This is a genomic window from Ornithinimicrobium sufpigmenti, assembly GCF_004322775.1.
GTDB lineage: Bacteria > Actinomycetota > Actinomycetes > Actinomycetales > Dermatophilaceae > Ornithinicoccus > Ornithinicoccus sufpigmenti.
This window is the reverse complement of the sequence record NZ_CP036403.1, coordinates 1,636,230-1,658,884: the sequence shown is the minus strand read 5'-3', so window position 1 is coordinate 1,658,884 and position 22,655 is coordinate 1,636,230. Positions and strand designations below refer to the sequence as shown.

Sequence of the window (22,655 nt, the reverse complement as noted above, 5' to 3'; positions counted from 1 at the left end):
ATGGCTAGGGCGCACCACAGGAGGGTTAGCCCTCGCATGGCTCGTCTCGGTTCGTGTCCTCGACGATGTACCAGCCCACCTGGGCGGAGTCGTCTCGCTCCAGGATGAAGTCGTTGAGCGTCTGATCCAGCCGGGCCTCGGTGTTGATCGACTGTCCGTCCTCGTCGAACACGTCGACGGCTGAGACATCCGCGCAGGCGGTTGCCGCGGCAGTGTCCCCGTCGATGGTGACCTCGACAATCTCGAGCTCGGTGAGGCCCGTGGATGTGAAGCCCTGAGTCTCGGAGTACATCACCTGAGTCACCCACTGTTCGCGAGCGGTGTCCCGCGAGAACGGGTAGATCCCCTCCACCGATGCATCCCCATTGAAGGCGTCATCGAGGGCGCGGGTGTACCGCACCAGTGTCTCTTCGATGTCGGCCTGGTCCTGCTCCTCGGCCGATAGCTCAGGCGGTGCGGTCGTGATCTGGTGGTCGTCCGGTGGCTGCGTGGTGGCAGCCGGCTCCGTGGGGGCGGGCTCTGCCGTCGTGACGGGGTCGATGGTCGGCGCGGGCGTGCCCGTCTGGCCCTCCGGGTTGTCGCTGCACCCAGCCAAGACCAGCATCGTGGCTACCGTCAGGCTCACCGTCGTGGATCGCGTTCTCGTCACATCGCGTCCTTCCCTCACCGACCAAAAGCAGGTCGCGGGTCCTCTGGGTCTCACCTTGCACCCGTTCGGCACAGTAGCGCCAGACCCCAATTCATGGATCCCGTTAGCGGCGGCCTGTGGATAACGTCCCTACGACCACTCCGCGCCGGAGGGCATCTGTTCCATGAGCTGATCCACCTCCTGGGGCGAGACGCGGATGATCCGCCTGCCCGTGCGGTACGCCGGCAGGCTGCCATCCGCGATTCGTCGTCGAAGGGTCCTGGTACTGATGCCGGTGCGGTCAGCGGCTGCCGCCAAGGTCTCGTACCGGCGGGGGGCACTGGTCTCGGTTCGGGTGGTGGTAGTCATACCCCCTCATGCGCACCTCGACCGCGCCCCGGGTCCACGAAATTCTGGACGCGGCAGAGAGGTGGGGTCGCCGGCTGCGACCGGTTATCCCGCGCAGTGTTGCCGGCACCCGCTCGCCCAACTTGATTCCCCACGTATTCCCCACGGGAGGGGAAAACAAGAGGCCTTGACCGGCATTTCCGCTGGTCAAGGCCCTGTCGAACTGGTGGGCGATACTGGGATCGAACCAGTGACCTCTTCCGTGTCAAGGAAGCGCGCTACCGCTGCGCCAATCGCCCGGAACAACTGTGCGTTGCTGAGTTGCGAGGTGGCGACGGGATTTGAACCCGTGTAGACGGCTTTGCAGGCCGTTGCCTCGCCTCTCGGCCACGCCACCATGAGGCATCAAGGTGGATGTGCCTCCGAGCGGATGACCGGCCTCGAACCGGCGACCTCAACCTTGGCAAGGTTGCGCTCTACCAACTGAGCTACATCCGCAAGTCGCTCCGCTGTCACCAGCGGCGCGAGATGACACATTAGCCGACCGTGCGGGCGGGGCCAAATCCGCGTGTCCCTCAGCGAGGACCGGGCAGTTCGTCCTCTCGCCTCCGGTCCTCGTCCTCTCGCCTCCAGTCCACGTCCGCCCGCTCCAGCCCCTCGTCGTCCTGCTCGTCCCCGGTCCACACGTGCGCGCCACCCCGTCGCTGGTCGGACCCGTCGCGGTCGCGGCGCCCGTCCCGCCACTCGTTGACCCGCGCCCGCGGTCCGCGATACTCCGGCGGCGGCCACAGGCGGCGGATCGCGGCGTTCAGGGCGGCGCCGATGAGAACGGCCAGGGCCAGGAAGTAGAGGTAGATCATCAGCACGATCGGCGCGGTCAGCGGGCCGAAGACGGAGACACCCCCGACGGCCACCTCGGCCCAGACCCGGATCAGGGTCGAGCTGACCACCCAGATCACCACGGTCAGCAAGGCGCCGGGCAGGTCGCGGAAGTAGGGGGACCGGTCCGGTGTGGCGACGTGGAACAACCCGGTCAGGCTCAGGATGCCCACCACCGCCACCAGCGGCCAGTAGAGCCCGATCAGCGGCTCGACCTGCGTCGGCAGCCAGCTGCGCAGGTATCCCGGCCCGATCAGCAGCAGGGGCAGCGTCAGACCCATCACCAGGATCGCCAGCAGGTATGTGGACAGGGAGAGCAGCCGGGCCCGCACCGGGCCGCGGTCACCGCCCTGCCCGTACATGATCGCGATGGCCTCGATGACGATGTTCAACGCGCGCGAGCCCGACCAGAGCGCTACGACGAAGCTGACCGACAGGACGTCGACCCGTCCGGCGCTCAGCGTCTGCTGCAGCGTCGGCATGATGACCTCCTCGACCGTCTCCGGCGTGAGGAACCGCAGCGACCAGGTCTCCACCGCCTCCTGCATCTGGGTCAGCGTCCCCTCCCCCAGCCACCGGGAGGAGAACCCGGCGCCGGCCACCAGGCCCAGGAGCAGGGGCGGCAGCGACAGCAGCAGGAAGAACGCCGCCTCCGCGGCCAGCCCCGTCGCCCGGTAGCGGAAGGCCACCGACGCGGTCTCGGCGACCAGACGCGCGGCGGGGAGCGCTCCCGGGACCGGCGCGAGCAGCCGCCGCAGACGCTCCTTCACCCCCGGTGCACTCGCCACCCGGATCACGGTAGCGGGCGGGCCTGGGCAGGCGAACCGGAGCGGCATACCGGAGAAAGGGACGTATCATGGACCGTTGCCGACGACGGGGTCATTCGACCCCCTGTCCCCCACCTGAAAGTCCCACGCATGGATGTTTGGCCCGGCTCCCCCTATCCCCTTGGCGCCACCTTTGACGGCACCGGCACGAACTTCGCCGTCTTCTCCGAGAACGCCACCGGAGTGGACCTGTGCCTCATCGACGACGACGGCCAGGAGACCCGGATCCCGCTGACCGAGGTCGACGCCTACGTCTGGCACGCCTACCTGCCGGCGTGCCAGCCCAGCCAGCGCTACGGCTACCGGGTGCACGGCCCGTACGAACCCGACGAGGGGCACCGGTTCAACCCGAACAAGCTGCTGCTCGACCCGTACGCCAAGGCCATCGAGGGCCAGATCCAGGGGCACCAGGGGCTGTTCTCCTACACCTTCGGCGACCCGGCCTCCTACAACGAGGAGGACTCCGCGCCCCACACGATGCTCGGCATCGTCACCAACCCGTACTTCGACTGGGGCCACGACCGGCCGCCGAACCACGACTACCACGACAGCGTCATCTACGAGGCGCACGTCAAGGGTATGACGATGACCCACCCCGAGGTGCCGGAGAACATCCGGGGCACGTATGCCGGGATGGCGCACCCCGCCGTGGTGCAGCACCTCGTCGACCTCGGGATCACGGCGGTCGAGCTGCTGCCGGTCCACCAGTTCGTCAACGACACCCACCTGCAGGATCAGGGACTGTCCAACTACTGGGGCTACAACACCATCGGTTTCCTGGCTCCCCACAACGCCTACTCGGCGTCGGGCCAGCGCGGTCAGCAGGTCACCGAGTTCAAGTCGATGGTCAAGGCGCTGCACGAGGCGGGCATCGAGGTCATCCTCGACGTCGTCTACAACCACACCGCCGAGGGCAACCACCTGGGCCCCACGCTGTCCTTCCGCGGGCTGGACAACGCCAGCTACTACCGGCTGGTCGACAACGACAAGGCCCACTACTACGACACCACGGGCACCGGCAACAGCCTGCTGATGCGCCACCCCCACGTGCTGCAGCTGATCATGGACAGCCTGCGCTACTGGGTCACCGAGATGCACGTCGACGGCTTCCGCTTCGACCTCGCCGCGACCCTGGCCCGCCAGTTCCACGAGGTGGACAAGCTGTCCGCCTTCTTCGACATCATCCAGCAGGACCCGGTGATCTCCCAGGTCAAGCTCATCGCCGAGCCCTGGGACCTGGGCGAGGGCGGTTACCAGGTCGGCAACTTCCCCCCGCTGTGGACGGAGTGGAACGGCAAGTACCGCGACACCGTCCGCGACTTCTGGCGCGGCGAGCCGGCGTCGATGGGCGAGTTCGCCTCCCGGCTGACCGGCTCCTCCGACCTCTACGAGCACAGCGGCCGTCGGCCGATCGCCTCGATCAACTTCGTCACCGCGCACGACGGCTTCACCATGCGCGACCTCGTCTCCTACAACCACAAGCACAACGAGGCCAACGGCGAGGGCGGTGCGGACGGCGAGGAGCACAACCGCTCCTGGAACTGCGGCGTCGAGGGCCCCACGGACGACCCCGAGGTGCTGGCCCTGCGCGAGCGCCAGCACCGCAACTTCCTGGCCACGCTCATGCTCAGCCAGGGCGTGCCGATGATGGCCCACGGCGACGAGATCGCCCGCACCCAGATGGGCAACAACAACGTCTACGCCCAGGACAACGAGCTGGCCTGGATGGACTGGGTCCTGTCCACCGACCAGCAGCAGCTGCTCGAGTTCACCTCCGACCTCATCACCTTGCGTCGCGAGCATCCCGTCTTCCGTCGTCGCCGGTTCTTCGCCGGTGACGCGGACCACGGTGGTCAGAGCGACCTCGGCGACATCCTCTGGTACTCCCCCGACGGCACCCCGATGACCGAGGAGGGCTGGCACTCGCGCAGGCAGGCGGTGACGGTCTTCCTCAACGGCGAGGCCATCACCGAGCGGGACGAGCGCGGCCAGCCGCTGATCGACGACCACTTCCTGCTGCTCTTCAACGGCCACCACGAGGCGGTGCCCTTCACCGTGCCCATCGGGATCAACGCCGCGAGCTGGGACGCCGTCGTGGACACCAGCGGCGCCGCCCGCGAGAACGGGGTGCTGTGGGAGACCGGCAAGACCTACGAGATGCCGCCGCGGGCCGTGGTCGTGCTGCAGGGCGTCCCCGCCGAGGAACTCGCCTGAGCGGTATGCCGTCCGGCCGCCGCGCCTGACGCCGCACGTGGGCGCAGGCGCGGCTCAGGTGCGCGCGAGCCGCGCCTTCTGCTCCTCCACGTCGAAGGTGGCGACCGGCCACCGCAGGTCCAGGGCCCGCAGGTGCTCCAGCAACAGCTGCTGGACCGCCAGCCGGGCATACCACTTGCGGTCGGCCGGCACCACGAACCAGGGCGCCGCATCGATGTTGCACCGCTCCAGGGCGGCCTGGTAGGCCTCCTGGTAGTCCGACCAGTTTTCCCGCTCGTCGATGTCGCCGGGGTTGAACTTCCAGTGCTTGTCGGGACGGTCCAACCGCTTCCCCAGCCGCTCCTTCTGCTCGGCGGCGGAGATGTGCAGCATCACCTTGATCACCGTGATCCCGTCCTCGACCAGCTCCTGCTCGAAGTCATTGATGGTGGCGTAGCGGGAGGACCACTCCTGCTGTGGCACCAGGTCGTGCACCCGCACCACCAGCACGTCCTCGTAGTGCGAGCGGTCGAAGACGCCGATCTTGCCCGGCTCCGGCAGCCGCTTGCGGATGCGCCACAGGAACGGGTGCCTCAGCTCTTCCTCGGTCGGTTTCTTGAAGGCGGTGATCTGCACCCCCTGCGGGTCGACCCGGCCGACGACGTGGCGCATGATGCCGCCCTTGCCCGAGGTGTCCATCCCCTGCACGATCAGCAGCACCCGGCGCCGCGAGTCGCCGCCCACGCTGGCGGCATACAGCTGCTCCTGCAGGCTTGACAGCTCGTCGTCGTGCTCCAGGAGCGCCGCCTTCCCGTCCGCCTTCCTCCCCGTGAAGGCGGGCGTGCTCCGTGGGTCGAGGTCAGAGAGCCCGAAGCCCTCGCGCACGCGCAGCGCCTCGGTGAACGGTCGGTCGCTGTCGACGGTGCGTCTGTCCTCGGCCATCCGCTCATCCTGCCAGCGGTTCCGTTCGGGCGCAGGGTATGCCGTGTGCCCACCGCCTGCGTGGCGTCGGGTCAGCGCAGGAAGCTGGCGACCAGGTCGTCCCAGAGCGAGGGGTTGGTGTTCCACTCCTGGCAGTGGCGCGACCGCGGCCAGACGAAGGTGTGCACCAGGCCGGGCCGGCGGCGGGCCAGGTCCTGGGACGGCCCGTAGGGGACGGTCTCGTCGGTCGCCGAGTGGATGATGAAGATGCGGTGGGTCACCTCGTCGGCCCGGTCCACCCAGTTCGTCGCTGCGACGTCCACCGGCTCGGCGATCCCCAGCAGGTGCCGGGACAGCCGGCTGCGCAGCAGGCTCCGGGCGAGGTGGTCGATGGGGCGCGGGATGAAGTGCAGGTCGGCCTGGTGGGCCAGCACATTGCCCCAGTCGATGACGGGGCCGTTGAGGATGACCCGGTGCACCCGATGTGCCACGTCGGAGCGGTTGAGCGCCTGCAGCACGATGGCGCCGCCCATCGACCAGCCGACGAGGACCAGGCGTCTGGCGCCGTGGGCCAGGGCGTACCGCAGCGCGGCATCCACGTCCCGCCACTCGGCCATCCCCAGGCTGTAGCGACCGTCGCTGGACGCGGGGGCGCCGATGTCGTTGCGGTACATCGGGATCAAGGTGGTGTAACCGAGTCGGTGCAGCACCGGGACCGCACGGAGGGTCTCCTCCCGCATGGCGCTGCGGCCGTGCACCAGGACGGCCCAGTCGCCGTTGTCGGTGCCCTCCTGCGGCGGCACCCGCCACGCGCCCAAGTCGCCGATGTCGGAGGTCACCACGACGTCCTCGTAGTCGAGCCCCAGCGCCGATCCTGGTGTGCCGCAAAAGAAGTACTTGTTCCAGCGGGCCGGACCAGGCGCGAGCTCCCCCTGGTCCACCCCGAGCAGCTCGCGCGTCACCGTCGGCGGCTTGAGCTCGTGGTCCTCCGCCAGCACCTGCCCCACCCGGGCGTGCCCAGCTCCCCGGTCGAGCCACAGCCCGTAGCGTCCCGGCGCACTCGTCCACGGGGTCGCCCGGAAGGTCACCGTGCCGGCGTCCTCGTCGACGTCCAAGATCGCGGTGTCGTCCTTCTTCTCGTGCTCCGGCGTGATGATGCGGTGCGCGAAGTAGGTCGCGGTCCCCATCGAGACCGCGCCCCCGACCGCTGCCCCGGCCGCCGCGCTGATGCCGGCCACCGCGGCCCGGCCCAGGGAGGAGCCCAGCTCGGACGAGGAGTTCTTCTTCGCCGCCTGCCTGCCGCCCTGACGACCCCGCGGGAGCTTTCCCGCCGCACCGCCTCCCGCGCCGGCGAGCACCTGCGCCACCCGGCTCATCGGGCCGCTCCCCCGGTCAGCGGTGCCCCCAGCACCTGGCTCAACAGGTAGCCCGTCGGCAGATCCAGCTGCTCGTAGGTGCAGCTCTGCGGCTCCCGGTCCGGCCGCCAGCGGACGAACTGCGCGGTGTGCCGGAACCGGTCACCCTCGAGGTAGTCGTACCGGACCTCGACCACCCGTTCCGGCCGCAAGGGCGTGAACGACAGGTCCTTGCCCGCCGCCCACCGCGAGCCGGAGCTCTTGCTGGGCGTGCGTTCCCCCTCCAGGTGCCGGGCCCAGTCCCAGGGGTGCCCCTCGAGGTCGGTCACCCACGGCTGCAGCTCCTCGAACAGCGCCTTGCGCCTGGCCATCGGGAAGGAGGACGAGACCCCGACGTGGGCCAGCTGCCCGTCCGGCCGGTAGAGCCCCAGCAGCAACGAGCCGATCGCCTCGTCGCTGGACTTGTGCGTGCGGTAACCGGCGACGACGCAGTCGGTCGTGCGGACGTGCTTGAGCTTGGTCAGCACCCGCTTGTTCGGCTGGTAGGTCGCCTCCGGGTCCTTGCCGATGACCCCGTCGAGGCCGGCCCCCTCGAACTCGGTGAACCACCGCATGGCGACCTCTGCGTCGTCGGTCAGCGGGGACAGGTGGAAGGACCCCGCTGACGTCCCTGGGAGCGCCCGCTCGAGGCGCGCGCGGCGCTCGCGGAACGGCATACCGGTCAGGTCCTCGTCGCCCAGGGCGAGCAGGTCGAAGGCGACGAACGCCGCGGGCGTGGCCTGGGACAGCATCTGCACGCGCGAGTCGGCGGGATGGATCCGCTGCCCGAGCGCCTCGAAGTCCAGCCGCTCCCCCGTCGCGTCGGCGACGACGATCTCCCCGTCCACGACGCAGCGCTCGGGCAGCTCGGCCCGGGCCGCCTCGACGAGCTCGGGGAAGTAGCGGGTCATCGGCTTCTCGTTGCGCGAGCCCAGCTCGACATCGTCGCCGTCCCGGAAGACGATCGACCGGAAGCCGTCCCACTTGGGGTCGTAGAGCCACCCCTCCGGCAGGCTCGTCGCCGGCTTGGCCAGCATCGGGCTCACCGGGGGCATCACGGGCAGGTCCACGGAACCCACTCAACCACAGCCACGCCCGTCGCACCCGTCACGCCTCGACGACGGGCGACCCGCTCAACCCTCGACGCGGTTGCCGTGCTCGTCCCAATGTTCGGCGACCTTCTTGCTCGGCTGCACGCGCGGCGGCTCCCCCGGCATCTTGGGGTGGTCGGGGGGGAAGTTCAGCTCGCCCAGACCGCGCTCCAGGTCGGCCTCCCACAGGGCGTAGGCACCGTCGATCCGGCCTGGCTCCTCGTGCAGTCCCGCCCAGGGGTCACCGTGCTCGGCGAGCCACTCCGGCACGGTGTGCACGGTGAGCTCCCCGGGCACCACGTCGCCCAGCTGCTCCCAGGTGACCGGCACCGACACCGGCGCGCCCGGCTGGATGCGCGGGCTCCAGGCCGCCGCGAGCGTCCGGTCCCGGGTGGCCTGGTTGAAGTCGACGAAGATCCGCTCTCCCCGCTCCTCCTTCCACCACGCCGTGGTCACCAAATCGGGCAGGCGCCGCTCCAGCTCGCGCGCGAGACCGATCACGGCATGCCGCACGTCGAGGAACTCCAGCCGCGGCTCGATCGCGGCGAAGACGTGCACGCCGCGGTTGCCGGTGGTCTTCACATAGGGCGTCAGCCCCACCTCCTGCATCACCTCGCGCAGCCCCTGGGCCGCCTCGACGACGTCGGCGAAGACCCGGCCCGGCTGGGGGTCCAGGTCGATCCGCACCTCGTCCGGGTGGTCGTTGTCCCCGGTGAGCACCGGCCACGGGTGCCACGTCACCGTGCCCATCTGCGCCGTCCACAGCAGAGTCGCCAGGTCGTCGACCACCAGCTGCGGGTGGCTGCGCCCGCTGGGGTAGGTCACCATCGTCGTCCGCGACCACTCCGGCACCCCCTTGGGCGGGTTCTTGGAGTAGAACACCTCCCCCTCGATCCCGCCGCGCACCCGCTGCAGGGTCACCGGGCGGTCGGCCAGCCCGCGCAGCATGGGTTCGGCGACGACGGTGAGGTATGCGGCCAGGGCGGCCTTGGTGATCGCCGCACCCCCGTCCGTGGCCGGCCACACCACCTTGTCCGGGCTGCTCAGCCGCACCTCCCGGTCCTCGCCGTCGGGTCCGGGCGCGGTCAGCATCGTGGCGTCGGCCATGGCGTCAATGTAGCCCGGTGGGGGCCGGCCCGTCCGGCGCTCCGTCGGGCGCTCCGTCCCCGCGAGGGCCGGAAACAATCGCGCCGACCTCGTGGTTGACTCACGGTATGAGCACCCAGCACAGCACCCCCGCGACCGACTCCGCCCGCACCGACACCGCCGCCGCATACCCGCAGGCCAAGAGCGAGCAGGAGTGGCGCGAGCAGCTCAGCCCCGAGGAGTACCACGTGCTGCGCGAGGCCGGCACCGAGCGCCCGTTCACCGGTGAGTACAACTCGACCACGACCGAGGGCGTCTACGCCTGCCGCGCCTGCAACGCCGAGCTGTTCCGCAGCGAGACCAAGTTCGAGGCGCACTGCGGGTGGCCGAGCTTCTACGCCCCGCTCGCCGAGGACCGTGTCCAGTACATCCAGGACGACTCCCTGGGCCGCACCCGCACCGAGGTGCGCTGCGCCTCCTGCGGATCCCACCTGGGCCACGTCTTCGAGGGTGAGGGCTTCGACACCCCGACCGACCTGCGTTACTGCATGAACAGCATCTCGATGACGCTGGTCCCGCAGGAGGGCTGACTCCGGGCGGACCGGAGCCCGCTGCCCTCAGGGCAGCGGGGCTCGACCCTCAGGGCAGCCGGGTCACCAGCTCGCCGACCTCCACGCGCGGACCGGTGAAGAACGGCACCTCTTCGCGGACGTGCATCCGGGCCTGGGTGTTGCGCAGGTCGCGCATGAGGTCCACGATCCGGTGCAGCTCGTCGGCCTCGAAGGCCAGCAGCCACTCGTAGTCGCCGAGCGCGAAGCTGGAGATGGTGTTGGCCAGCACGTCCTTGTAGTCCTTCGCCGCCATGCCGTGGTCCCTCAGCATCTGGCCGCGCTCGGCCGGGTCCAGGAGGTACCACTCGTAGGACCGGACGAAGGGGTAGACGCACAGGAACTTCTTCGGGTCGTGCCCGGAGAGGAAGGCTGGCACGTGCCCGCGGTTGAACTCCGCCGGGCGGTGCAGGCCCACGTTGGACCACACCGGCTCCAGGTGCTGCCCGAGGTGGGTCTGGCGGAAGCGCTGGTAGGCCTTCTGCACCAGCTCCACCTCCTTCGCGTGCCACCAGATCATCAGGTCGGCGTCCCCCCGCAGGCCGGCGACGTCGTACACACCCCGGACGACTAGCCCCTGGCCCGACAGCTCGGCGAAGAGCTGGTCCACCTCCCGCGCCAGACCCTCCCGGTCCTGCGGCAGCGGAGCGGCCGCCCGGAAGACCGAGTAGGCGGCATACCGGATCTCGGTGTTGATCTCCTCGACCTGCTCAGGGGTGGGGTGGGTGTAGTTGCTCATCGGGTGCTGCTCCTTGCGTGTGCGGGTGATGATGCGGGGTCTGTGGGGTATGCCGCGCGCTCGGGCTGCGCGGCCTGCTGGGCGAGCTGATCTGCGGCCCGGCGTGCGGAGGCGATGCAGGCGGGGATGCCGACGCCGTCGTAGGCGGCGCCGCAGACGGCGAGGCCGGGCACCTGGTCGACGGCTGCGCGCACCTGCGCGACGAGGTCGACGTGACCGACGGCGTACTGCGGCAGCCCCCCGCCCCAGCGCTGCACGTGCGCGTCGACGTGGGCCGGGAGGTCGCGACCCAGGACACGGGCCAGGTCTGCCCGCGCGACCTCGACGAGCTCGTCGTCCGGGTGCTGGAGCGTCGCCTCCTCGCGGTGCCGGCCGATCGAGGCGCGCAGGAAGATGAGGTCCTGCCCGTCCGGCCCTGCACCCCGGCCGAGCTCGGCGACCCAGGCCCACTTGTTGGCCGAGAACGTCGCCGCCTTGATCCGCAGGTCCTCGACCGGCGGAACCAGGAAGCCCGACGGTCGGGGGGCTCCGCCCCCCAACAACCCCCCGGACTGCCCTTCGGGCGACGGTCGGGGGGCTCCGCCCCCCAACAACCCCCCGGACTGCCCTTCGGGCGACGGTCGGGGGGCTCCGCCCCCCAACAACCCCCCGGACTGCCCTTCGGGCGACGGTCGGGGGGCTCCGCCCCCCAACAACCCCCCGGACTGCCCTTCGGGCGACGGTCCGGTCAGGTCCCCCAGCTCGGCGCTGGGCAGCGCCAGGGTGATCACCGCCATCGACGCCGTCTCCACCTGCTGCAGCAGCTGTGCGGCGTCGGGTGCGAGGGAGGCCAGCAGGCGCGCGGCGGGTGCCGGGGGCACGGCCAGCACCAGCCGGTCCGCCCGGTATGCCGTCGGCGCCGGCCGCGGGCCGGTCACCACCTCGAAGCCACCCTCGGGCAGCGCGCGCAGCTCCCGGGCCAGGGTGCTGGTCCGGATGGTGACGCCCCGCTCGGTCAGCAGCTCGGCCAGCGCCTCCGGCAGGCGGTGCAGACCCCCGCGGACGGTGGCGAAGACGGGCTTGGCGCCCTGGCTCTGGGTGCCGTCGGTCGGCGCCGGGAACATCCGGTCCACGGCCGCGGTCAGCGAGCCGCCCTGCCGCGCGACGGCCAGCAGCTGCGGCAGGGCCGCGCGAGCGGACAGCAGCCGGGCGTGACCGGCATAGACCCCGCCCAGCAACGGCTCGACCAGGCGGTCCAGCACCGCCGGGCCCAGCCGGTCGGCGACCAGGTCGCCGACCGAGATGTCGTCGAGATCCGTGCGGCTCGCGACCTCGGCCAGCGCGCGGTCCACCTCGTCGTCGGTGAGCAGCCCGCGCAGCGATCCCGGGTCCGCGGGCACGCCCATCATGGTGCGGCGCGGCATCGGGTGCAGGCGTCCTCGGCTCCAGACCTGCGCCGACGCCCCGGTCGGGTGCACGACCTCGTCGCTGAGCCCGGCGCGCTCGATCAGCTCCAGTGCCTCTGGCCTGCGCGCCAGGACCGCCTCCGCCCCGACGTCGACCCTCCGGCCGGCGACCTCCTCCCCCCGCAGCTTGCCCCCGACCCGGTCGCTGCCCTCCAGCACCGTGACCTGGGCCTCGGGGTCGGCATCGAGAAGTGCGACGGCCGCGGCGAGACCACTGATCCCGCCGCCGACGACGAGGTATGAGGGCATACCCCCAGAATCTCATGCCGCATCGTCACCACTTCGTGACCTCCGGCCCGGAACCCCACAGCGGCCCACATGGTCGCACCCACACGCGCCGGGTCGGTCGGCGCCCGACCGAGGAGTGCACGATGAGGACGAAGTGGATCGCGGCAGTGTTGGCGCTGCTGTTGGTGCTGGCGGGGTGCTCGGCCAGCTCGGGCGACGACGGCGTGTCCAGCCGGGGCGGCGCGGACAGCGACAGCGCCCTGGACGCCCCTGCGCCGGCCGAGGGGCAGTCCGACGGCGAGATGGACATGGACGACGACGCCGCAGCCGACGCCGCCGCGGCGGACGAGGTCGCGGCCGAAGGGGGCACCGTCTCCGGTGGCCCGGCCGCCGCGCCCGGTGCGGTGACGGCCGAGGATGCGCCGATGATGGTGCGCCGCGTCGAGCTGAAGGTTCTCGTGGCGGACGTCGCCGCCGCGGCGACCCAGGCCCGCGCCACCGTGTCGGGTGCCGGTGGCTGGGTGCAGTCCGAGGAGGTCGTCCCCCGCACCGAGGACCGACCGGGACACGGGTCGCTGGTGCTCCGCGTGCCGACCTCTGACCTGGACGGCATCATCACCACCCTCGGCGAGCTCGGCGACGTGACCTTCAGCCGCAGCACCGCCGAGGACGTCACTGCGGAGTACCGCGACGTGGAGGCCAGGGTCGAGACCCTGGAGGCTGGGGCCGAGCGGCTGCGCGAGCTCATCGCCGACGCGCCGTCGGTGGAGTCGATCGCCTCCCTGGAGCGCGAGCTGACCTCGCGTGAGGCCGAGCTGGACGCGCTGAAGGCGCGGATGAAGGTGCTGGAGGCCGACGTCAGCCGCTCCACGATCACGCTGCACCTGGCCGAGGAGAGCGATGACCTGCAGGCGCTCGCGGTAGAGGACGAGACCGGCTTCATGGCCGGCCTGCGCGCGGGCTGGGAGGCCTTCGTCTCCTCGGTGACCGTGCTGCTGACCGCGGCCGGGGCGCTCCTGCCCTTCCTCGCGGTCGCCGCGCTGGTCGGCATACCGCTGCTGCTGTGGCGGCGCCGCCGGACCAGGTCCGGTGCGGCGACCCGCACGACCACCACGCAGGGACCGTCCCGTCGGGCCGGCGTCGCGAGGCCCGGGCTAGCATCCAAGGATGACCGACCAGCAGCTGCAGCAGGAGATCCGGACCGCCCTGGAAGTGACTGACCCTGAGTCCTTCGACGCCGCCCGCGAGGCCGAGCGCCGGGTCGACTTCCTGGCCCGCTACCTGCAGGAGACCGGGCTGCGCGGCTACGTCCTGGGCATCAGTGGCGGGGTGGACTCCACGGCCGCCGGGCGGCTGGCCCAGCTCGCGGTGGAGCGGGTGCGCGAGGCCGGTGGCGAGGCGCGGTTCGTCGGGATCCGGCTGCCGTACCGCGAGCAGAAGGACGAGGCCGACGCGAAGGCCGCGGTGGAGTGGATCGGCGCCGACGAGATCCTCACCGTCGACATCGGCCCCGCGACCGACGCCCTGTGGGAGGAGCTGGAGCGGGCCGGCATCGGCGGCGACCAGGAGACCGCCCACTACCACCGCGGCAACGTCAAGGCGCGCGAGCGGATGGTGGCGCAGTTCGCCGTCGCCGGCGTGCGGGGCATGGCCGTGCTCGGGACCGACCAGGCCGCCGAGGCCATGGTCGGCTTCTACACCAAGTTCGGCGACGGGGCCGCCGACCTGGTGCCGCTGTTCGGCCTGCCCAAGCGCCGCGTGCGGGACATCTGCCGCTGGCTCGGGGCACCGGACTCCCTGGTCAACAAGGTGCCGACCGCGGACCTGGAGAGCGACCGCCCGATGCTGGCCGACGAGGAGGCTCTCGGGGTGACCTACGCCGCCATCGACGACTACCTGGAGGGCAAGGAGGTCTCGCAGGAGGACGAGGCGACGATCGTCGGCTGGTACCGCCGTACCGCCCACAAGCGGGCGCTGCCGATCACCCCCGACGGTTTCCTGGGTCGCTCCGGCGGTCGGGACGCCATGTCGCAGCAGGTCATCAAGGACGAGCCCGAGGCCCAGGGGCCGTCCGCCTAAGACCAGCCGGCGGCAAACCGGTAGACGTCTGACCTGCGGGACTGGCAGGCTCGCACCACGTGGGACACGTCGACCTCAGCCAGATCTCCTTCGTCCTGCCCGACGGGCGCCCGCTGCTGGACGAGGTGAGCTTCCGGGTCGGGGAGGGCGCCGTGGTGGCGCTCGTCGGACCCAACGGCACCGGCAAGACCACGCTGCTGCGGATCATCGCCGGCGACCTGCAGCCGCACGGCGGCTCGATCACCCGCACCGGCGGGCTCGGGGTGATGCGCCAGTTCATCGGTGCGGTCCGCGACGACTCCACCGCCCGTGACCTGTTGGTCTCGGTGGCCCCGGAGCGGATCGCGCAGGCCGCCCGTGCGCTGGACGACGCCGAGCTCGCGATCATGGAGGTCGACGACGAACCGGCCCAGATGGCCTACGCCCAGGCCCTGGCCGACTGGGGCGACGTCGGCGGCTACGAGCAGGAGACGCGCTGGGACGAGGTGACGACCGCCGCCCTGGGTATGCCGTTCGAGCAGGCGCAGTGGCGCAAGGTCACCACCCTGTCCGGCGGGGAGCAGAAGCGCCTCGTCCTGGAGGCCCTGCTCCGGGGGCCCGAGGAGGTGCTGCTCCTGGACGAGCCGGACAACTTCCTTGACGTCCCCGGCAAGCAGTGGCTGGAGTCCGCGCTGCGGGAGACCTCGAAGACCGTGCTGCTGGTCAGCCACGACCGGGAGCTGCTGAGCACCGCGGCGACCCGCATCGTCACCCTCGAGCCCGGCGCGGCCGGCGCCACCGCCTGGACCCACCCGGCCAGCTTCGCGACCTGGCACCAGGCGCGTGAGGAGCGCAACGCCAAGCTGGAGGAGGCGCTGCGCCGCTGGGACGAGGAGCACGCCAAGCTGCGCAAGCTCATGCTCATGTATAAGCAGAAGGCGGCCTACAACGCCGACATGGCCGCGCGCTACCAGGCGGCCCGGACCCGGCTGCACCGCTTCGAGGAGGCCGGCCCGCCGGAGAAGGTCGCCCACGAGCAGAACGTGCGGATGCGGCTGACCGGTGGGCGCACCGCCAAGCGTGCGGTCGTCTGCGAGCGCCTGGAGCTGCTGGCCCCCGGGGAAGGTGATGCGGGGACGACCGATGCGCCGCGCGGCACAGGCAGGGCGGCCGAGGCGGGCAGGGCCGACACGGCGCTCATGCGGCCGTTCGACCTGGAGGTCTGGTACGGCGAGCGGGTCGCCGTCCTGGGCTCGAACGGCTCCGGCAAGTCGCACTTCCTGCGGCTGCTGGCCGCCGGCGGCTCCGACCCCGACGTCGAGCACCAGCCGGTCGGCGGTGAGGCGGGGAAGCCGGCGCCGGTACGGCATACCGGGGTGGCCAGGCTGGGCTCCCGGGTGCGGCCGGGCTGGTTCGCGCAGACCCACGAGGGGCTGCGGTCCGTCGAGGCGGGCCGGACCCTGCTCGAGATCCTGCACCGCGGGGACGAGCACCGGCACGGGCGCACGCGCGACGAGGCTGCCCGGGTGCTCGACCGCTACGGCTTGGCACGGGCGGCCGAGCAGACCTTCGAGAGCCTCTCCGGCGGCCAGCAGGCCCGGTTCCAGATCCTGCTGCTGGAGCTCTCCGGCGCCACGCTGCTGCTGCTCGACGAGCCGACCGACAACCTCGACCTGCACTCGGCGGAGGCGCTGGAGGAGGGACTGGCCGGCTTCGAGGGGACCGTGCTCGCGGTGACGCACGACCGCTGGTTCGCCCGCGGCTTCGACCGCTTCCTGGTCTTCGGCGCGGACGGGACCGTCTACGAGGCGGACGAACCGGTCTGGGACGAGGCCCGGGTGCGGCGACGCCGCTGACCGGCCGCGGTGATGAGCAGGACGAGGGCGTAGGGGCCCCGGCCCAGGAGATCACGTCCGTGTGCGTGGTCGAAGTCACCGAGTGCCGCGGCCGTGCCCGGATTCCAGTCCGATCGTGGGCACAGCCGCGTCACTCGACGGGCCGGCCGCCCTCGAACCGCTCCCAGTGGCCCTCCGAGACGACCTCGACGACGCCGTCGACGACTCTGATCGCCGTCTGCTCGTCGATCGCGTAGGCCGACCCGCCGATGTCGGCGGCCCACCGGCGAGCGTGCTCCAGGCTGTTGCTGGGCCAGGCGTCCAGGTGCGGGAAGATCGAGAAGTCGACGACACCCAGGGTCTGGTCGTCGGGCGCACCGGCCCACTCCACGAAGTCGTCACCGATCCGGGGCGTCATCACCATGCTGCCGGCGCTGACCCCGACCCAGACCGTGTCCTGAAGGCTGGGCAGCAGCTCGGCCAGCCCGGACTCCCGCACCCAGTGGTGCAGGTATGTCGCGTCGCCGCCGTCCACGAGGAGCGCGTCCGCCGCCCGGACCCAGGGCTCCCAGCGCTCGGCGCCCACGGTCGGCAGCGCCGTGAGCTCCAGCACGCCGAGGGAGGCCCACCCCAACCCGGTGAAGTGCTGCCAGGACGGCTCGGCGGCGACCAGTCCGCGCACCGACGCCGGCCCGCACTGCGGGTGCCCCCACTGGGCCGTCGGCACGACGAGGGCGTGCGCCTCCCCTACTGCCTTGCCGAGCAGCGCCTCCAGCGCGGCGTGGATGCTCGCGTTCGTCACGCCACCGGATGTCAGCAGCAGCTTCACGATGCCTCCCGGGCCTGGGCAGAGCGCCAACGTAGCGCGGTCGGGACCCTCCGCGCAGCAGTCCCGCCTCAGCCGGTGAGCTCGTGCACCAGCGCCGTGACCCGGGTCAGGGCGTCGGGGTCGGTGTGCGGCAGGACGCCGTGCCCGAGGTTGAAGATGTGCCCCGGAGCCGCCTGCCCCTCAGCGACGATCTCGCGGACCCGACGCTCCAGCGCCTCCCAGGGGGCGAACAGCAGGGCGGGGTCAAGGTTGCCCTGCACCGCATACCGGCTGCCGGTGCGCTCCAGCGCGTCGGTGAGGCTGACCCGGTAGTCGACGCCGATCACCTCGGTGCCGGCGTCGGCCATGAGCGGCAGCAGCTCCCCGGTGCCCACGCCGAAGTGGATCCGCGGCACGTCCGGGTGCGCCTGCGCGAAGTCCTGCAGGACGCGCTGGGAGTGCGGCAGGACGTACCGCTCGTAGTCGGACCGGGACAGGAACCCCGCCCAGGAGTCGAACAGCTGGACCGCGCTGGCCCCGGCCGCGGCCTGGACCTGCAGGAAGCTGAGGGAGATCTGGGCCAGCCGGGCGCACAGGTCGTGCCACAGCTCGGGGTCGCCGTGCATGAGCGCCTTGGTGCGCTCGTGGTTCTTCGACGGGCCACCCTCGACGAGGTAGGAGGCCAGGGTGAACGGCGCCCCGGCGAAGCCGATGAGCGGGGTGGCGCCCAGCTCGGCGACGAGCAGGCGCACCGACTCGGCGATGTCGGGGATGTGCTCCGGCGTCAGCTCGGGGATGCGGTCGAGGTCGGCCCGGGTGCGCACCGGCTCGGCGACGACGGGGCCGGTGCCGGGGACGATGTCCAGGTCCAGACCCACCGCCTGCAGCGGCACGACGATGTCGGAGAAGAAGATCGCCGCATCGACCCCGTGCCGCCGCACGGGCTGCAGGGTGATCTCGGTGACCAGCTCCGGCGTGCGGCAGGACTGGAGCATCGGCACGCCCTCGCGCAGTGTGCGGTACTCGGGCAGCGACCTGCCCGCCTGGCGCATGAACCACACCGGGGTATGCGGCACCTCCTGCCGGCGGGCGGCCCGCACCAGAGGGCTGTCGGCGGGCGAGGTCGGGCTGGTCTGCTGCACGGGAATGGTCACCCTTCGAGTCTCCCATGGGGCGCTTGCGACACTGGGAACGATGTCTCCTTCCTCCGCCTCTGACGACTCGTCTGCCGCGCCGGTACCGGTGGCCGCGGCCCGCGCCCGGATCGTGGGTGCACTGCCACGGCATACCTCCCGGCTCGTCCTGCGCGAGCTGACCCTGGCTGACATCGAGGCTGTGCACGCCTACCGCTCGCTGCCGGAGGTGACGCGCTACCTCGGTCATCCCCCGCTCGACCCGGACGGGACGCGGGACCTGGTCCACAGGTGGCTCGGAGACCCGGCCGCGCTGAGCGTGGCGCTCGAGCTCGGCGGCGAGGTGATCGGCGACATGCGGCTGTGGTTCCGGCGGTCCTCGGCCATGTCACCCGCCGTGACGGAAGAGGTCGACGCCGGTCTGGGCTACGCCCTGCATCCCGACCATCAGCGCCGGGGGCTGGCGACGGAGGCGGTGGGCGAGGTCGTGCAGCTGGTCCTCGACGCCGGCGGCGTCCGTCGGATCACCGCCCGCGTGTTCGCGGCGGCCCGGCCCTCGTCGGCGCTGCTGCGCCGCCTGGGGTTCCACCTGGACGGGGTGGACCGCGCGGCGGTGCTGGCACCCGAGGGCGGGGCCTGGTGGGACGACGAGTGCTGGTCCCTGCTCCAGAGCGACGGGTGAGCCTCCGTCCCCCCATCACCTGGGTCTTCCCCGGCGCGCACAACCTGGGTCCCACCTTGTGCCGCGGAGACATCGCGCGCAGGGGTGAGTCCCCAGCACAACGTTGATCCCACGTCGCGCGCAGGGAGCCCGGCGTCGTGCGGCCCGGCCCTGGCGGCCCGACCGGGTCACTCGCGCCCGGCCCGCGTGTCGGCGTTGCGATCCTGCCGGAGGGCGCCGAACCGGCCTACTGTGGGACGCGTGGTGAGCCGGATCAGTGACGCACGCCCCCGACAGCGGTCGGCGGGCACGCCTGTCGCGCCGGAGGACACCCTCTTCACCCGGGCCCTGGCCGGGATCCGCGAGGCGCAGGTCCGCCCGGAGCTGGTGCTGGAGGAGGTGCCGGCGCCCTCGCGGCTGGCGCCGCACGCGGTCGCGCTCTCCGGCGAGGTCATCCCCTCCCACCTCACCGACGACGACGATGCGGCCGCCACCGGGCGGTTCGTCCTGCTGCACGACCCCGAGGGGCCCGAGCCGTGGGAGGGCACCTGGCGGGCGGTGACCTACGCCAAGGCCCAGATGGAGCCCGAGGTCGGGCACGACCCCCTCGCCGGGCAGGCCGGCTGGTCCTGGCTGATCGACGCCCTCGACGAGGCCGGCCTGGCGTACACCGCCCCGGCAGGCACCGTCACCTGCGTCACGTCCGAGAGCTTCGGGGCGCTCGCCGACCGGGAGCCCAGCGTGGAGCTGGAGATCCGGGCGTCCTGGACCCCGGTCCTGACCCCCGACCGCGAGCCCGCCGAGCTGGCTGCGACCCTGGGGGCCTGGGGCGACCTACTCTGCACGCTCGCCGGCCTGCCCCCGTTGCCGGAGGGCGTCGTCGCGCTCTCCGGGACGCGCCGCTGATGGCGGTCGATCCGGCGCTGGACGCCGATCCCAGCAGCGACTTCGAACCGTTGGACGTGCCCGCCGAGGGTGTCCCCCGCGTCGTCGACACCGAAGCGGCCCTGCAGGAGGCGCTGGGCGCCCTGCGCTCCGGCGCGGGATCGGTCGCCGTCGACGCCGAGCGCGCCTCCGGCTACCGCTACGGGCAGCGTGCCTACCTCGTCCAGCTGCGCCGTGAGGGCGCCGGCACCCTGCTCATCGACCCGGTCGCCTTCGAGGATCTCACCGCCGTCGGCGACGCGCTCGAGGGCACCGAGTGGGTCCTGCACGCCGCGACCCAGGACATCCCCTGCCTGGCCGAGGTCGGCATGCGCCCGACGCAGCTGTTCGACACCGAGCTCGGCGGGCGGCTGGCCGGCCTGCCCCGCGTAGGGCTCTCGGCGGTCCTGGAGTACTACCTCGGCGTGACCCTGGCCAAGGAGCACTCCGCCGTCGACTGGTCGACCCGACCGCTGCCCGAGCCCTGGCTGCGGTACGCCGCGCTCGACGTCGAGCTGCTCGTCGACCTGCGCGACCGGATGGAGCGGGACCTGGCCGAGCAGGGCAAGCTGGAGTGGGCGCGGCAGGAGTTCGACGCGCTGACCCGGTTCACCGGTCCCCCCGGCCCCGACGACCCGGACGCCTGGCGACGCACCTCCGGCATGCACCGGCTGCGCAAGCCCCGCGCGCTGGCGGCGTTGCGCGAGCTCTGGCAGGTCCGGGACGCCATCGCCCGCGAGCGCGACGTCTCCCCCGGGCGGGTCCTGCCCGACAGCACGCTGGTCGACCTCGCGCTGCGCCAGCCGGTGCACGCCACCGACCTGGCGCCGGAGCGGGCCGAGCGCTCGCACAGCCGGCAGCGGCGGGCCGAGCAGGGGCTGCTGCGGCACCAGCGCGCGTGGCTGGGCGCGATCCGCGCCGCCCAGGAACTCACGGAGGAGGAGCTGCCGGAGCCGACGAAGCGCGGAGAAGGCCCACCACCGCCACGGGCCTGGGCGGACCGGGACCCCGAGGCCGCCGCGCGACTGACCCAGGTGAGGGCCGGGCTCGTCGAGCTGTCCGAACAGGTCGACATTCCCGTGGAGAACCTCATGCAGCCCGACACCGTGCGGCGGCTGCTCTGGCGCCCACCCGCGCAGCGCGACGCCGAGGGCCTGGACGCCGCCGCGGCGGAGCAGGGCGCGCGGCCCTGGCAGCGCGAGCTGGTGGTCCCGCTGCTGGTCAGCGCGGTGGAGCGCCACCCCTAGCCCGGACGCCTCTGCGGCCCGGCCCCGTTCACATGGTTATCTCATATATGTGATCTAGAGTTGTCGACCATGACCGAAAGCTACCTCAGCAGGATCGGCGCGCTCATCCGTGACGCCCGCCGCCACAAGAACCTCACCCAGGCCGAGCTGGCCGAGCTGCTGGGGACCAGCCAGAGCGCGGTCGCGCGCTTCGAGCAGGGCAAGCAGAACCTCTCGCTGGAGATGATCGCCCGCATCGGCGAGAAGCTGGACTCCGAGATCGTCCAGGTCTCCTCCGGCGTGCCCCAGAACCTGCGGATCACCGGCGGCGTCAAGCTCTCCGGCGAGATCGACGTGCGCACCTCCAAGAACGCCGCGGTCGCGCTCCTGTGCGCCTCGATGATCAACAAGGGCCGCACCACCCTGCGCAACCTCGCCCGGATCGAGGAGGTCAACCGGATCACCGAGGTGCTGACCTCGATCGGCTTCAAGATCCGCTGGCTCCCGGACTCCTCGGACCTGGAGATCGTGCCGCCGGAGAAGATCGACCTGGCCGCCATGGACGAGACGGCCGCACGCCGGACCCGCACCATCATCATGTTCCTCGGCCCGCTGCTGCACGAGTTCGACACCTTCGAGCTGCCCTACGCCGGCGGCTGCGATCTCGGCACCCGCACCGTCGAGCCGCACATGACCGCCCTGCGGCAGTTCGGCCTCGAGGTCACCGCCACCACCGGGTCCTACCACGCCACCGTCGACACCACGGTCTGGCCGACCCGCGCGATCGTGCTCACCGAGCGCGGCGACACCGTCACCGAGAACGTCCTGCTCGCCGCGGCGCGCTACCGGGGCACCACGGTGATCCGCAACGCCTCCAGCAACTACATGGTCCAGGACCTGTGCGTCTTCCTGCGCGAGCTGGGGGTGCAGATCGAGGGCCTGGGCACCACCACCCTGACCGTCACCGGCGTGGAGCACATCGAGCAGGACATCGAGTACGCCCCCTCCGAGGACCCCATCGAGGCGATGAGCCTGCTGGCCGCCGCCGTCGTGACCGGCAGCGAGATCACCATCCGCCGGGTGCCGATCGAGTTCATGGAGATCGAGCTCGCGGTGCTGGACACGATGGGTATGGAGTACGACCTCACCGAGGAGTACCGCTCCGCCAACGACCACACCCGCCTGGTCGACCTGACGACCAGGCCCGGGCCGCTCAAGGCACCGATGGACAAGATCCACCCGCTGCCCTTCCCCGGCCTGAACATCGACAACCTGCCGTTCTTCGCCATCATCGCCGCCTGCGCGCAGGGCTCGACGCTCATCCACGACTGGGTCTACGAGAACCGCGCGATCTACCTCACCGAGCTGACCACGCTCGGCGCCAAGGTCCACCTGATGGACCCGCACCGGGTGATGATCGAGGGCCCGACCCGGTGGCGCGCCGGGGAGATCATGTGCCCGCCGGCGCTGCGCCCCGGCGTGGTGATCCTGCTCGCGATGCTGGCCGCCCCCGGGGTCTCGGTGCTGCGCAACGTCTACGTGATCAACCGCGGCTACGAGGACCTGGCCGTGCGGCTCAACGCCCTCGGCGCCCAGATCCAGACCTTCCGCGACATCTGAGCG

At 71.7% G+C, this 22,655-nt stretch carries 20 protein-coding genes and 3 tRNA genes; 9 read left to right on the top strand and 14 right to left on the bottom strand.

What is annotated here, in order from left to right; translation table 11 throughout:
• Positions 1 to 25 precede the first annotated feature (25 nt).
• From ESZ52_RS07580 to ESZ52_RS07555, 6 genes are all read right to left on the bottom strand, one after another.
• The gene (locus tag ESZ52_RS07580; RefSeq protein WP_132974521.1) at positions 26 to 649 is read right to left on the bottom strand and encodes a hypothetical protein; all 624 of its coding nucleotides are present in this window, start codon (positions 647 to 649) and stop codon (positions 26 to 28) included.
• Positions 650 to 778: 129 nt separating this feature from the next.
• On the bottom strand, positions 779 to 997 hold the full coding sequence (locus ESZ52_RS07575) for an excisionase family DNA-binding protein (RefSeq protein WP_131104394.1): 219 nt from the start codon (positions 995 to 997) through the stop codon (positions 779 to 781).
• A 203-nt stretch (positions 998 to 1,200) separates the two neighbouring features.
• Positions 1,201 to 1,275, bottom strand: a tRNA-Val gene (locus ESZ52_RS07570).
• Between the two features lie 27 nt (positions 1,276 to 1,302).
• Positions 1,303 to 1,373 (bottom strand) — tRNA-Cys (locus tag ESZ52_RS07565).
• Positions 1,374 to 1,401: 28 nt separating this feature from the next.
• Positions 1,402 to 1,474: transfer RNA gene (locus ESZ52_RS07560), tRNA-Gly, on the bottom strand.
• 77 nt (positions 1,475 to 1,551) lie between these two features.
• Entirely contained in the window at positions 1,552 to 2,643 is a 1,092-nt protein-coding gene (locus ESZ52_RS07555) for a YihY/virulence factor BrkB family protein (protein ID WP_181009893.1), read from the bottom strand.
• Between the two features lie 129 nt (positions 2,644 to 2,772).
• Here ESZ52_RS07555 and glgX point away from each other — a divergent pair, with 129 nt between their 5' ends.
• Positions 2,773 to 4,896 carry a glycogen debranching protein GlgX gene (gene glgX, locus ESZ52_RS07550; protein ID WP_131104392.1) on the top strand — a complete coding sequence of 708 codons (2,124 nt, stop codon included), beginning with the start codon at positions 2,773 to 2,775 and terminating at the stop codon, positions 4,894 to 4,896.
• A gap of 54 nt (positions 4,897 to 4,950) precedes the next feature.
• On the opposite strand, the gene ESZ52_RS07545 is transcribed toward glgX, so the two are convergent.
• The 4 genes from ESZ52_RS07545 to ligD all read right to left on the bottom strand — a co-directional run bounded on the left by ESZ52_RS07545 (position 4,951) and on the right by ligD (position 9,388).
• A complete protein-coding gene (locus ESZ52_RS07545; protein WP_131104391.1) occupies positions 4,951 to 5,817 on the bottom strand; it encodes a polyphosphate kinase 2 family protein in 867 nt (288 codons plus the stop codon).
• 71 nt (positions 5,818 to 5,888) lie between these two features.
• On the bottom strand, positions 5,889 to 7,172 hold the full coding sequence (locus tag ESZ52_RS07540) for an alpha/beta hydrolase family protein (protein WP_181009894.1): 1,284 nt from the start codon (positions 7,170 to 7,172) through the stop codon (positions 5,889 to 5,891).
• A complete protein-coding gene (locus tag ESZ52_RS07535; protein WP_131104390.1) occupies positions 7,169 to 8,260 on the bottom strand; it encodes an ATP-dependent DNA ligase in 1,092 nt (363 codons plus the stop codon). The genes ESZ52_RS07540 and ESZ52_RS07535 overlap by 4 nt, the downstream gene beginning before the upstream one ends.
• 63 nt (positions 8,261 to 8,323) lie before the next feature.
• On the bottom strand, positions 8,324 to 9,388 hold the full coding sequence (gene ligD, locus ESZ52_RS07530; RefSeq protein ID WP_131104389.1) for a non-homologous end-joining DNA ligase: 1,065 nt from the start codon (positions 9,386 to 9,388) through the stop codon (positions 8,324 to 8,326).
• Between the two features lie 107 nt (positions 9,389 to 9,495).
• Here ligD and msrB point away from each other — a divergent pair, with 107 nt between their 5' ends.
• On the top strand, positions 9,496 to 9,957 hold the full coding sequence (gene msrB, locus ESZ52_RS07525) for a peptide-methionine (R)-S-oxide reductase MsrB (protein ID WP_131104388.1): 462 nt from the start codon (positions 9,496 to 9,498) through the stop codon (positions 9,955 to 9,957).
• A 49-nt stretch (positions 9,958 to 10,006) separates the two neighbouring features.
• Here msrB and hemQ read toward each other — a convergent pair whose 3' ends face one another.
• Positions 10,007 to 10,714, bottom strand: coding sequence for a hydrogen peroxide-dependent heme synthase (gene hemQ / locus ESZ52_RS07520; RefSeq protein WP_131104387.1), 708 nt, complete (start codon positions 10,712 to 10,714; stop codon positions 10,007 to 10,009).
• Complete coding sequence (gene hemG / locus ESZ52_RS19660) at positions 10,711 to 12,408, bottom strand: protoporphyrinogen oxidase (protein WP_238160632.1); 1,698 nt, start codon at positions 12,406 to 12,408, stop codon at positions 10,711 to 10,713. Before hemG ends, hemQ begins: the two co-directional genes overlap by 4 nt.
• Before the next feature lie 122 nt (positions 12,409 to 12,530).
• On the opposite strand from hemG, the gene ESZ52_RS07510 reads away from it, so the two are divergent.
• From ESZ52_RS07510 to ESZ52_RS07500, 3 genes are read left to right on the top strand one after another with little or no spacing between them, the layout of a single operon-like run.
• Complete coding sequence (locus ESZ52_RS07510; protein ID WP_181009895.1) at positions 12,531 to 13,607, top strand: DUF4349 domain-containing protein; 1,077 nt, start codon at positions 12,531 to 12,533, stop codon at positions 13,605 to 13,607.
• Positions 13,555 to 14,466 (top strand): ammonia-dependent NAD(+) synthetase, encoded by a 912-nt coding sequence (nadE, locus tag ESZ52_RS07505; RefSeq protein ID WP_131104385.1) that lies wholly within the window; start codon positions 13,555 to 13,557, stop codon positions 14,464 to 14,466. The genes ESZ52_RS07510 and nadE overlap by 53 nt, the downstream gene beginning before the upstream one ends.
• 59 nt (positions 14,467 to 14,525) lie before the next feature.
• Positions 14,526 to 16,301 (top strand): ABC-F family ATP-binding cassette domain-containing protein, encoded by a 1,776-nt coding sequence (locus tag ESZ52_RS07500; RefSeq protein WP_131104384.1) that lies wholly within the window; start codon positions 14,526 to 14,528, stop codon positions 16,299 to 16,301.
• 130 nt (positions 16,302 to 16,431) lie between these two features.
• Here the strand turns inward: ESZ52_RS07500 and ESZ52_RS07495 are convergent, their stop codons facing one another.
• A complete protein-coding gene (locus ESZ52_RS07495) occupies positions 16,432 to 17,109 on the bottom strand; it encodes a Type 1 glutamine amidotransferase-like domain-containing protein (protein WP_131104383.1) in 678 nt (225 codons plus the stop codon).
• 68 nt (positions 17,110 to 17,177) lie between these two features.
• Positions 17,178 to 18,242, bottom strand: coding sequence for a uroporphyrinogen decarboxylase (gene hemE, locus ESZ52_RS07490; RefSeq protein ID WP_238154420.1), 1,065 nt, complete (start codon positions 18,240 to 18,242; stop codon positions 17,178 to 17,180).
• Positions 18,243 to 18,282: 40 nt separating this feature from the next.
• Here hemE and ESZ52_RS07485 point away from each other — a divergent pair, with 40 nt between their 5' ends.
• The 4 genes from ESZ52_RS07485 (at position 18,283) to ESZ52_RS07470 (ending at position 22,652) form a co-directional block, all read left to right on the top strand.
• Complete coding sequence (locus ESZ52_RS07485; protein WP_181009896.1) at positions 18,283 to 18,903, top strand: GNAT family N-acetyltransferase; 621 nt, start codon at positions 18,283 to 18,285, stop codon at positions 18,901 to 18,903.
• Between the two features lie 240 nt (positions 18,904 to 19,143).
• Positions 19,144 to 19,788, top strand: a complete 645-nt coding sequence (locus ESZ52_RS07480) for a DUF3000 domain-containing protein (RefSeq protein WP_131104380.1) — start codon at positions 19,144 to 19,146, stop codon at positions 19,786 to 19,788.
• Positions 19,788 to 21,053 carry an HRDC domain-containing protein gene (locus ESZ52_RS07475; protein ID WP_131104379.1) on the top strand — a complete coding sequence of 422 codons (1,266 nt, stop codon included), beginning with the start codon at positions 19,788 to 19,790 and terminating at the stop codon, positions 21,051 to 21,053. The genes ESZ52_RS07480 and ESZ52_RS07475 overlap by 1 nt, the downstream gene beginning before the upstream one ends.
• A gap of 69 nt (positions 21,054 to 21,122) precedes the next feature.
• On the top strand, positions 21,123 to 22,652 hold the full coding sequence (locus ESZ52_RS07470) for a helix-turn-helix domain-containing protein (RefSeq protein ID WP_131104378.1): 1,530 nt from the start codon (positions 21,123 to 21,125) through the stop codon (positions 22,650 to 22,652).
• Positions 22,653 to 22,655 lie beyond the last annotated feature (3 nt).

Coding starts and splice junctions, on each gene's coding strand:
- ESZ52_RS07540 (WP_181009894.1), bottom strand. CDS start 7,172: ATGAGCCGGGTGGCGCAGGTGCTCGCCGGCGCGGGAGGCGGTGCGGCG.
- ESZ52_RS07545 (WP_131104391.1), bottom strand. CDS start 5,817: ATGGCCGAGGACAGACGCACCGTCGACAGCGACCGACCGTTCACCGAG.
- msrB (WP_131104388.1), top strand. CDS start 9,496: ATGAGCACCCAGCACAGCACCCCCGCGACCGACTCCGCCCGCACCGAC.
- ESZ52_RS07475 (WP_131104379.1), top strand. CDS start 19,788: ATGGCGGTCGATCCGGCGCTGGACGCCGATCCCAGCAGCGACTTCGAA.
- glgX (WP_131104392.1), top strand. CDS start 2,773: ATGGATGTTTGGCCCGGCTCCCCCTATCCCCTTGGCGCCACCTTTGAC.
- ESZ52_RS07485 (WP_181009896.1), top strand. CDS start 18,283: ATGTCTCCTTCCTCCGCCTCTGACGACTCGTCTGCCGCGCCGGTACCG.
- ESZ52_RS07510 (WP_181009895.1), top strand. CDS start 12,531: ATGAGGACGAAGTGGATCGCGGCAGTGTTGGCGCTGCTGTTGGTGCTG.
- ESZ52_RS07575 (WP_131104394.1), bottom strand. CDS start 997: ATGACTACCACCACCCGAACCGAGACCAGTGCCCCCCGCCGGTACGAG.
- hemG (WP_238160632.1), bottom strand. CDS start 12,408: ATGCCCTCATACCTCGTCGTCGGCGGCGGGATCAGTGGTCTCGCCGCG.
- ligD (WP_131104389.1), bottom strand. CDS start 9,388: ATGGCCGACGCCACGATGCTGACCGCGCCCGGACCCGACGGCGAGGAC.
- nadE (WP_131104385.1), top strand. CDS start 13,555: ATGACCGACCAGCAGCTGCAGCAGGAGATCCGGACCGCCCTGGAAGTG.
- hemQ (WP_131104387.1), bottom strand. CDS start 10,714: ATGAGCAACTACACCCACCCCACCCCTGAGCAGGTCGAGGAGATCAAC.
- ESZ52_RS07470 (WP_131104378.1), top strand. CDS start 21,123: ATGACCGAAAGCTACCTCAGCAGGATCGGCGCGCTCATCCGTGACGCC.